This window comes from Chitinophaga sp. YR573, assembly GCF_900110995.1.
Lineage (GTDB): Bacteria > Bacteroidota > Bacteroidia > Chitinophagales > Chitinophagaceae > Chitinophaga.
In genome coordinates this window covers 1-11,926 of the sequence record NZ_FOJF01000004.1, presented here as the reverse complement: position 1 = coordinate 11,926, position 11,926 = coordinate 1, and the positions used below count along the sequence as shown (strand labels likewise).

Genomic DNA, 11,926 nt, shown 5'->3' with positions numbered 1-11,926 from the left:
ATTTGTATCGGTGGTCGTGTAGTGGTAGACGGATCTAATCCGGACGCTATCTCCTACCTCTGGAATGATGGAGACACTAATCCGGTGAAGGAAATTACACAACCTGGTAAGTATATCATCTCTGTAATGGATAAGTTCTGTTCCAGGATCACAATGGATAGTGTTAGTGTAAATGTAGCAGGTATCCCTGCGGTACTGCTCGGTAATGACACCACATTGTGTAAAGGCCAGACACTCACCCTGACTGTAAACGCTGGAACAGGTAACAGTATCAAATGGCAGGATGGTGCGACCACACCAACTTACCCTGTAACTGTATCCGGTTATTACTCAGTTACAGTCTACAATGATTGCGGTACTGCTACAGACCAGATAGCCGTAACATTTAAAGACTGTGATCCAAGACCACAATTCCCGAATGCCTTCACGCCAAATGGTGACGGTAACAATGATACCTTCAAACCAATTGTTAACGGACCAATGTATGATTACGACTTACGTATCTACAACCGTTGGGGTGAAATGATCTTCATCAGTAAAGACTCCCAGACCGGATGGAATGGTAAGTATGGTGGAAGATTGGTAGACAACGGAACTTATGTGTGGATGCTGAGCTACAAGAAATTAATGGGCGGACCTGTTAATGTAGTGAAAGGTGAAATAACCGTTATCCGATAAGAAGTCAAAATACAAATAGGCAAGGCGCCCCGGGAAATCCCGGGGCGCCTTTTTCGTTATAAGGTATCTCTCTATTCGTTTATTACTGTGTTATTTATATTAAATTATATACACATCTATTATATTAAATATATTATCCATACCTTTAATGTTAATATATCTCCACTTTTAGCCATATCGATAGAAATTAACCTAACCTGTGAAATGCCTTTACTCTTCTAAAATGCCATCCCTATAAGGGGTTCGGAGGAACATTTCATTGGTAAAAACAATAAATCAGGAAATGAATATCAAACCTAGTATTCATAACCTGATACTTTTTAATAAACAACTCGATAATGAGAAAGATTGTAGCATTATTAATTCTCTGCATTTTCTGTGCACTAGGCATGGTGCAGGCTCAGTCAAAGTACATGAACGTACCAGATACGGTGTGTATGTCGACTAGCAGCAGTACTGCTGATCAGGCGAAGTTTACCAGTATCAATGCTATTATGACCGGAGGTAATAAATACACTTATCCGGCAGATGCTAACTGGGTGATTATAACTCCCAGCGGTTCTGCCGCAGATTATAATATATTATACTCGGCAAATACCTCTCCTGTTAAGGCAACAAAGCTAACAAATACAAAGTCCCTGACGTTGGAGTTTCTGGTACCAGGTACTTATACGTTTAAGGCAGCCTTACCTTATAAGATAAATAACGGTACTACTCAGTATGATACCGTTACTAAAAAGCTGGTAGCTGTTAACTGTACTATTAATACCTGTAATGGTGGATATGCTGTGATGGCAGGTTTCAATGAAGACTTTGGTACTACCACTGTCCGCAGGGCTTACCCTGTAGATAGCGTGGTATTCTATCCATATCAGGCTACCGGTATTCTGGCGGATGAATATTATGCAATTTCGAATACCACCAGCTTGCGTGGTGAATGGATAAATTTAAAGGATCATACAGGTAATACGAATGGCGCCATGATGGTGGTGAACTCTGCGGCGCTGCCTCAGAGATTCTATCAGAAGAAAGTAACGGGGCTTTGTAGTGGATCTGTTTATAATTTCAGCGCATGGGCACTGAACTTAAATACTCAAAGTACATTTGAAAGTGGTTGTGTAAGTGATTACAAGTATGCAGGTGTGACCTTCCAGGTGGTAAATGCGGCTAATACGAATCAGGTACTCGCTAATTTCAGGACTTATGCGATATCAATGAAGCTCCCTGATACGAGCGCCAAATGGTTGCGATACGGTGGACAATTTACTATTCCATCCGGTGTAGCAGACGTACTGGTACGTATTGTTAATAATAAGCCCGGTGGTTGTGGTAACGATATCGCCATTGATGATATTAACTTTACTTATTGTAGTCCAATTATTACGGCTGGTCTGGTAGGTAATAATACCAATCTGAAAGAAGTATTGTGTGAAGGAACTCCAGATACATTATCATCTTCTATATTACCTGTCGGGTATTTCACTAAACCCGTTTATCAATGGGAAATGAGTGATAATGGTGGTATCTCATGGTTTAATGTACCTTATGGTACGGCAAGGGATTCTTTACTCAAGATTCCTGCAGGATCATTAAAAGGTACTAAAACGGTAGCCGCAGACTACCTTTTCCGCGTTCGTGTATATGATAAAGGGATCCCGGATTCCTTAGGTTGTGCTAATCCTTCAAGTCCGGTTAAAATTACGATCTTACCAATGCCTATCCTGTCTCTTACCAAGAGTCAGGTCTGTGTGGGAGATGCGGTTGACTTAGAAGCATCCGGTGGTTTCGATACTTTCTCCTGGAAGGACCTTCCGGGATATACGGGCGCAACAAGATCGGTCACGTTAACAATGGATACTACTATCTGGGTATATGGTTATGTGTATTATGGAGAAGGCGGCGGTAGAACATGTATCGACTCAAATAGTGCCGTCATCAAAACAGATATTAAACCCGTTGTGGATGTAACACCTGATACGGTATCCATCTGTCTGGGAGAAGTGGTAGATTATAAAATCAACAAATCACTGGCTGGTAAGGATATCAGGTGGTATCGCGGTTCTCATGGTTCTGCTATTGATACTACATTGATGCCTGAGTGGAATGGCGCCACAGATATTGAGGTGCAACCCGGATCATTGGCTGACAGTATTTATTCCGTGATGGTGAGGTCTGGGACCTGTTCGGTACAATCACTTCCTTTAAAGGTGATCATTACGCAAACACCACCTAAGATCAAGTTCCCTGCGATTATAAACTGTTCCAGTGCAAACCCAACTGGTGTATTCAATCTGCCTGATTCTACTCAGACAGGGGTAATCGGTTCATGGTCTATTGTATCTTATACTGGTATTGACCTTCAGGCAGGTGAAACGATCAATGACTATGTCAAGATCTACAATCCAGCCAAGATAAATACCAAAGTGAGTATGCCATATGGTAGTACAGTGGTAATCGGTTGGACGGCTCAGCCTACAGCTAACGGAACCTGTAAGATTACTTCTACGGATACACTCTCCCTGGTGAACAATCCTACCTTCAGTGATGCAGGTCCGGATCAGACACAGTGTGCTACTTCGAATGTATTCACGATGGCAGCTTCTGCACCGGATCTTACATTAACGGGGCTTGCAGCAGAAAGTGGTAAATGGACACTGGTATCGGGTGTAGCTACTATCGCAGATGTTACCTCCCCTACTACAACCGTTACCGTTGCTGGTATACAGGATGTAGTGTTAACCTGGGCAATTACCAATGCTGCAGGTTGTTCTGGTAATGTTGGAACTGTTACTTTACATAAAACAGCTCCTCCATCTGCTGTACTGAAAGCACCTCTTACTATATGTAGTTCAGCGGGTACCTTCAATGTGGATTCAGTTTCAACCACGGGAGCACCTACTAATTATGTACTGAAAGCAGGTACACCTGCACTGCCTGGTTTTGTAACAATGACTGATGCACTTGTATGGCCTATCACGGTTACTTATCCTACAGGTACATTACCAGCTCCTAATACTTATAACTTCATCCTCACGGTATCTACTGCCAACCCGGGATGTACGACAGATATTCCGTTCTCTTTAAATGTTTCTTCTCCTCCTACCGCTCCTACAGGCGTTACCGTGGGTACACCAAGTATTTGCGATACTGGTTCTACCATCCTGACAGTTGTAGGTGGGGACCTCGGAAAGAAAGCAAACGGCAGCGCGGATGCAAAATGGAAATGGTATGCAGGAGCATGTGGTGGTACCGCTATCGATAGTGGCGCTTCTATCGCTGTTCATGGTATCAGCGCTACCACTACTTATTATGTGAGAGCAGAAGGAACCTGCGGTAATACTGCCTGCGCAAGCGGAACCGTAACTGTATACACCAAACCTGCCGCTGCTGCCGCCGGAGTTGATCAGTTACATTGTTCTGATTCTCTGTTCACTATGGCTGCTAACACACCAACTGCAGGAACAGGTGCATGGACAATTGTTTCTGGTACGGCGACTATCACTACTCCTGCCAGTCCGACAAGTACGGTGTTTGTGTTAGCGGGTAATACAGCCACGCTGAGATGGACGATCACAAATGGTGTTTGTACATCCAATGATGATGTCGTACTGACCAACTATAAAAAGATACAGGCTGCTGCTGGTGCTGATCAGAACCATTGTGCTACGCCTGCTTTCACAATGGCGGCTAATACGCCTGCTACCGGATCAGGTGCATGGACATTGGTGTCAGGTGCTGCTACCATCACAACGCCAGCAAGTGCTACTTCTGCTGTTACTGTTGCTAATGGTGCCACCGCTACTCTAAGATGGACAATCACCAACGGAACCTGTACAACAACAGATGATGTAGTGTTAACTAACTATGCTACACCAACAACATCTGTTGCAGGTCCTGCTCAGACACATTGTTCCGATTCCCTGTTCACTATGGCAGCTAACACGCCAACAGTAGGTACAGGTGCATGGACAATCGTTTCAGGTACTGCTACCATCACAACACCTGCCAGTCCTACTACGACTGTCTTTGTATTAGCTGGTAACACAGCTACCCTGCAATGGACCATTTCAAATGGTACATGTACCGCTTCTTCAACGACTCTCGTTCTTACAAATAATAAGAATATACAGGCCGCTGCCGGTGCAGACCAGAACCATTGTGCTACGCCTGCTTTCACCATGGCAGCTAACACGCCTGCTACCGGATCAGGTGCATGGACATTGGTTTCAGGTGCTGCTACCATCACAACGCCAGCAAGTGCTACTTCTGCAGTGACGGTTGCGAATGGTGCTACCGCTACCCTGAGATGGACAATCACTAACGGAACTTGTACAACAACGGATGATGTAGTGTTAACGAACTACGCTACTCCAACAACATCTGTTGCCGGTCCGGCTCAGTCACATTGTTCTGACTCTCTGTTCACCATGGCGGCTAACACGCCAACTGTGGGTACAGGTGTATGGACCATTGTTTCAGGTACGGCTACTATCACTACACCAACCAGTCCTACAAGTACGGTGTTCGTGTTAGCTGGTAAAACAGCTACGCTGCAGTGGACTATTTCCAATGGAACATGTACTGCTTCTTCCACAACGGTTGTACTGACCAATAGTGCTGCACCAACGCCAATCACTCCGGCTCCTGACCAGACACATTGCTCAGACTCCCTGTTTACAATGGCAGCTACTCCTGCAAGTTTAGGTGCTGGTGTATGGACCATCCTTTCAGGTACTGCTACTATTACTACACCTGCCAGTCCTACAAGTACTGTGTTCGTGTTAGCGGGTAACACTGCTACCTTACGCTGGACCATCACTAACGGTGCCTGTGTATTAACAGATGACATCGTACTGACCAACTATAAAAAGATCCAGGCTGCTGCCGGTGCTGACCAGAACCATTGCGCGACTCCTGCTTTCACCATGGCGGCTAACACGCCTGCTACCGGATCAGGTGCATGGACATTAGTTTCAGGTGCTGCCACCATCACTACACCAGCAAGTGCTACTTCTGCAGTGACGGTTGCTAATGGTGCTACCGCTACCCTGAGATGGACTATCACCAACGGAACCTGTACAACAACGGATGATGTAGTGTTAACGAACTACGCTACTCCAACAACATCTGTTGCTGGTCCGGCTCAGTCACATTGTTCTGACTCTCTGTTCACCATGGCTGCTAACGCGCCAACAGTGGGTACAGGTGTATGGACAATCGTTTCTGGTACGGCTACTATCACTACACCAACCAGCCCTACAAGTACGGTGTTCGTGTTAGCGGGTAATACTGCTACATTACAGTGGACTATTTCCAACGGAACATGTACCGCTTCTTCAACAACTGTTGTTCTAACCAATAGCAAAAATATACAAGCGGCTGCCGGTGCTGACCAGACTCATTGTGCTACGCCTGCCTTCACCATGGCGGCTAATACGCCTGCTACCGGATCAGGTTTATGGACATTAGTTTCAGGTGTTGCTACCATCACCACACCAGCAAGTGCTACTTCTGCAGTGACGGTTGCGAGTGGTGCCACCGCTACCCTGAGATGGACAATCACCAACGGAACCTGTACAACAACGGACGATGTAGTGTTAACTAACTACGCTACACCAACAACTTCTGTTGCTGGTCCTGCTCAGTCACATTGTTCTGACTCTCTGTTCACCATGGCGGCTAACACGCCGACAGTAGGTACAGGTTTATGGACCATTGTTTCAGGTACGGCTACTATTACTACACCTTCCAGTCCTACAAGTACTGTGTTTGTATTAGCGGGTAAAACAGCCACCCTGCAATGGACTATTTCCAACGGTACATGTACCGCTTCTTCTTCTACGGTTGTTCTGACTAACTATATGAAGCCTGCAAATGCAGCAGCTGGTCCGGATCTGTCTCATTGCTCCGACTCACTGTTTACCATGGTAGCCAACAAAGCTACTTTCGGTGCAGGTGTATGGACCATTGTTTCAGGTGCAGGTACAAACATTACTACTCCTTCAAGTGAAGTAACTACCATCTTTGTAAAAGCTGGCAATACGGCTACTTTAAGATGGACGATCACAAATGGTGTTTGTACCAGCAATGATGACATCGTACTGACCAATTATATGAGTATCCCGGCTGTTGCTGGTGCTGATCAGAATCATTGTGCTACTCCTGCTTTCACCATGGCAGCTAACACCCCAGGTACCGGAACAGGTACATGGACATTGGTTTCAGGTGCTGCGACCATCACAACGCCAGCAAGTGCTACTTCTGCAGTGACAGTTGCGACAGGTGCCACCGCTACCCTGAGGTGGACTATCACAAACGGAACCTGTACAACAACAGATGATGTAGTATTAACTAACTACGCTACACCAACAACTTCTGTTGCTGGTCCTGCTCAATCACATTGTTCTGATTCTCTGTTCACCATGGCGGCTAACGCGCCAACAGTAGGAACAGGTTTATGGACCATTGTTTCAGGTACGGCTACTATCACTACACCAACCAGTCCAACTACGACTGTCTTTGTATTATCAGGTAAAACAGCTACCCTGCAGTGGACTATTTCAAATGGTACATGTACTGCTTCTTCAACAACGGTTGTACTGACCAATAATGCTGCGCCAACGCCAATCACTCCGGCTCCTGACCAGACACATTGCTCAGACTCCCTGTTTACAATGGCAGCTACTCCTGCAAGTGTGGGTGCTGGTGTATGGACCATCCTTTCTGGAACTGCTACTATTACCACACCAGCCAGTCCTACAAGTACTGTATTCGTGTTAGCAGGTAATACTGCCACGCTGAGATGGACGATCACTAACGGTACCTGCGTATTAACAGACGATGTTGTACTGACAAATAATATGAAGATCCAGGCTGCTGCAGGTGCAGACCAGGACCATTGCGCTACGCCTGCTTTCACCATGACGGCTAACACGCCTGCTACCGGAACAGGTGTATGGACAATTGTTTCAGGTGCTGCTACCATCACAACGCCAGCAAGTGCTACTTCAGCAGTGACTGTTGCAAATGGTACCACCGCCACCCTGAGATGGACAATCACTAACGGAACTTGTACAACAACAGATGATGTAGTTTTAACCAACTATGATATACCAACAACATCCGTTGCCGGTCCTGCTCAGACACATTGTAATGACTCTCTGTTCACCATGGCGGCTAACACCCCAACTGTAGGAACAGGTGTATGGACAATTGTTTCAGGTACTGCTACTATCACTACACCAGCCAGTCCAACTACGACGGTGTTCGTGTTAGCAGGTAACACCGCTACCCTGCAGTGGACCATTTCTAATGGAACATGTACGCCTTCTTCTTCTACTGTCGTTCTTACTAATAACAAAAACATACAAGCTGCTGCTGGTCCCGACCAGACTCATTGTGCTACTCCTGCCTTTACACTTGCGGCTAACGACGCGGGTACGGGAACAGGTGCCTGGACAATTGTAAAAGGTACGGCAACTATCACATCACCCACTAGTCCTACATCAGCTGTAACAGTGGCCAACGGCGACTCTGCTTACCTGGTATGGACCATCACAGATGGTAGTTGTGCCAGCACTTCTACCGTAATTTTAATGAACTACGCAGCGCCAACAACATCAGTTGCTGGTCCTGCTCAATCCCATTGTTCTGATTCTCTGTTCACTATGGCTGCTAACACGCCAACTGTAGGAACAGGTGCATGGACAGTGATTTCAGGTACTGCTACTATCACAACACCAACCAGTCCTACAAGCACTGTGTTCGTGTTAGCGGGTAAAACAGCTACCCTGCAATGGACCATTTCTAATGGTACCTGTACACCTTCTACTTCTACTATTGTACTGAATAACTATCAGAATATACAGGCAGTTGCTGGTCTCGATCAGGCTCATTGTGCTTCTCCTGCCTTTACACTTGCGGCTAACAGCGCCGGTACCGGAACAGGTGTATGGACAATCGTTTCAGGTACGGCAACTATCACATCACCCACTAGTCCTACATCAGCTGTAACAGTGGCCAATGGTGATTCCGCTTACCTGGTATGGACCATCACAAATGGTACTTGTACAACTACTTCACAAGTAATTTTAAGAAACTACGCTAATCCATCAACATCAGTTGCCGGATCAGCACAATCACATTGTTCTGATTCTCTGTTCACCATGGCGGCTAATACGCCAACTGTGGGAACAGGTGTATGGACAATTGTGTCAGGTACTGCTACTATCACTACGCCAACCAGTCCTACAAGTACGGTGTTCGTGTTAGCGGGTAAAACAGCTACCCTCCAGTGGACTATTTCCAATGGAACATGTCCGCCTTCTTCTTCAACTGTTGTACTGACCAACTATATGAAGCCTGCTAATGCAGCAGCTGGTCCGGATCTGTCTCATTGTTCTGATTCACTGTTTACCATGGTCGCCAACAAGGCTACTTTCGGTGCGGGTGTATGGACAATTGTTTCAGGAACAGCAACCATCACAACTCCTTCAAGTGAGGTAACCACCATCTTTGTAAAAGCTGGTAATACGGCTACTTTAAGATGGACTATCACAAATGGTGTTTGTACTACCAGTGATGATATTATCCTGAGCAATGCAATGAATATACCAGCAGTTGCTGGCCCCGATCAGTCACACTGTGTGGATCCAAACTTTACCATGGCGGCTAACACACCAGGTATTGGCACAGGTGTGTGGACAATCTTAAAAGGAACAGCTACTATTACAACACCAACCAGTCCAACATCAGCTGTAACAGTTGCCACCGGTGACTCTGCTTACCTGGTTTGGACAATCACTAACGGTTCGTGTACTTCAACAGATACCGTTATTCTCAGGAATGCACAAAAAGCGGTAGATGCCGATGCGGGTACCGCACAGGAACATTGCGGAGATCCTATCTTCATCCTGGCTGGTAACACACCTGATCTGCCATCTGCTATTGGTACATGGACTGTTCTGTCGCCTGCTTCTGTAACAATCGCCGCAGCTGACATCCACAAAACAAATGCGACGGTGAATGTACCTGCCGGTGTTACCGCAACACTGACATGGACTATTTCTAACTTAACATGTTCGACCTCTTCCAATGTCACACTCACTAACTTTGGTCCGATTCTGGGTAACACCATCACTGCTGACCAAACGTTATGTGCGACCGAAACTCCTGCTACTCTCACAGGTGGTGCTGTAAGTGGTGGTAAAGGAACATATACTTACCAGTGGGTGATGAGCACAGACAGCATTAACTACACGGCTATTGCCAGTGCTACTAACAACACTTACTCATCAGGAGTGATTGCCGCCACCACCTGGTTTAAACGTGTAGTCACTTCCGGTGCATGCGCTCCTGATACCAGCAACGCTGTGAAGTTGTCGCTGATCACTAAACCGCCGGTAGTTGTAACCGTACCTGCTGCCATCACTACTGATTGTATACAGGGTAAAGATTACACGACACTGTTTGGTACTCCTACCTTCAGTCATGAACCTTACAGTAAAGAAGTATTGACAGTAACTTCTGCTGATCTGACAACAGTCGTAGATGCCTGTACAACTACTATCAGACGTACATGGACTGCTACTGACCGTTGCGGATTAAATACTTCTGCTCAACAAACCATTACTGTGGTAGACAGAACAGCGCCGGTATTCACTACTGCCGCTCCTGCTAATGTAACGGTGAATTGTGATGCCGTACCTGCTGCTGTAAACCTGACTGCAAAAGATGATTGCGCCGGGATGCTCACTGTTGTGCCGATCGAAGTAAGACAGGATATTGTCGGAGCATGTACCAGCAACTACCTGCTGATCCGTAAATGGGTGATCGCTGATGCCTGTGGTAATGTGAGTGATACCTTAAGACAGACCGTTACTGTGAAAGACTTAACGCCGCCTGTGTTTACCATGATACAACCTGCAAACATCACCGTAGATTGTGATAAGGTACCTGCTAAAACAGACCTCACCGCTACTGATAATTGTACACCTGGTGTTATCACAGTGACGCCTACAGATTCGCTAGCCACCATTACAGGAAGCACCTGCACGCAGAACTATCGTATCATCCGTAAATGGATAGCTACTGATAACTGCGGTAACACGACCATACTCAGACAAACAATCACTGTTCAGGATACTTCCAGACCAGTATTCTCTATCCCACAACCTGCAAACATAACCGTAGATTGCGATAAGGTACCTGCTCTGCCAACTGTCACCGCTACCGACAACTGTACCGCTGTTGTTACTGTTACCGTAGGTCAGAAAAAAGAATTCCTGTCAACTACCTGTTCTAATAATTACAAATTAACACGTACCTGGACCGCCAAAGACGATTGTGGTAATACTACCATCATGTCTCAGGTAATCGTGGTACAGGATACAACCAGACCAACATTCACCGTAGTACCTCCGGCAGATACTACCATCAGTTGCGATGCAATACCAGCTCCTGCTACTAATCTGAAAGCTATCGATAATTGCAGCGCTACCAGCAATGTGAAAATCGCTTACACACAGACAAGGCAGAACATCACCGGTGCTTGTGCCAGCAACTATCAACTGATCCGTACCTGGACGGCTAGAGATGAATGTGGTAATAGTACTGTTATTCGCCAGGTGATCACAGTTGTAGATACCACCAAACCAGTGATTGATCCGGCTCCGGCTAACATCACCGTGAATTGTGGGGAATCTATCCAGATTGCGGCTACCTTATATGCCCGCGATAATTGTGATGGGACCTTCCCGAAGAAGGCTACCATGAAGGAAGATCCTTATGTAAAAGATATCTGTAACGGATATACCATCATCAGAAGATGGACCATTGCAGATGCTTGTGGTAACCAGGCAATAGAACGTGTACAGACCATCACGGTGAATCCTTGTCCTAAACCAGAACTGGATCCTACCCTGCCTGTCAACTGTTCTAACAATACCAAGTTTGCCATCCTGTTGAAAAACAAAGTCAGCAAACCTAAATTCACGCTCGTTAGTATCACACCAGCAACAGCCGTAACCACACCGCTGACACAAACCAGCAACGTGTTCGATCTGAAAGGTGCTACTCAGGCTACCTTCACAGTGACAGACGGTGTAACAGGATGTGTATCTGATCCGGTGACTTATGACCTGCAATACACTGCCAAACCTGTAGTGAACCTGGGTAATGACACTTCAATATGTAGTGGAAACACCCTCACCCTGGATGCTGGTGCTGCCAACGCGGCTTACACCATCCG

The 11,926-nt window shown here is 46.1% G+C and carries 2 protein-coding genes; both read left to right on the top strand.

Annotated elements, in window-relative coordinates:
- Positions 1 to 678, top strand: a 678-nt coding sequence (locus BMW86_RS32360; protein ID WP_143056762.1) for a gliding motility-associated C-terminal domain-containing protein, incomplete at its 5' end; no start/stop codon positions are given.
- Positions 679 to 1,016: 338 nt separating this feature from the next.
- On the top strand, positions 1,017 to 11,926 hold a 10,910-nt coding region (locus BMW86_RS32355), incomplete at its 3' end, for an Ig-like domain-containing protein (RefSeq protein WP_143056761.1).